Source organism: Lysobacter sp. TAB13 (assembly GCF_052113885.1).
Lineage (GTDB): Bacteria > Pseudomonadota > Gammaproteobacteria > Xanthomonadales > Xanthomonadaceae > Lysobacter > Lysobacter gummosus.
In genome coordinates this window covers 1-367 of the sequence record NZ_JBFRDR010000380.1, presented here as the reverse complement: position 1 = coordinate 367, position 367 = coordinate 1, and the positions used below count along the sequence as shown (strand labels likewise).

At 58.9% G+C, this 367-nt stretch carries 1 protein-coding gene; it reads right to left on the bottom strand.

Annotated elements, in window-relative coordinates; translation table 11 throughout:
• A partial coding sequence (locus AB4Y92_RS26605; RefSeq protein WP_441822350.1) for an efflux RND transporter permease subunit occupies positions 1–367 on the bottom strand: 367 nt, incomplete at both ends.

The following is a 367-nucleotide window of genomic DNA, read 5'->3' as shown; positions in this document are numbered from 1 at the left end:
ACCATCATGATGCCGTTCTTCTTGACGATGCCAATCAGCAGGATGACGGCAATCAGCGCGATCAGGCTGAAATCGTAGCCCAGGAGCATGAGGGTGGCGAGAGCACCGATCCCGGCCGACGGCAAGGTCGAGAGGATCGTCAGAGGGTGGACATAGCTTTCGTAGAGAATCCCGAGAATGAGATAGACGATGTCCAGGGCGCCGACGAGCAGGAGCGGCACTGTCGACAGCGACTGCTGGAAAGCCTGGGCTGTCCCTTCGAAGCCGAAATTGATCGTCGGCGGAAGGTCCATCGCATGCAAGGCTTGTGTGATGCTGTTGGTGGCGTCGCCAATCGAGGTGCCCGGCGCCAGATTGAAGCTGATGG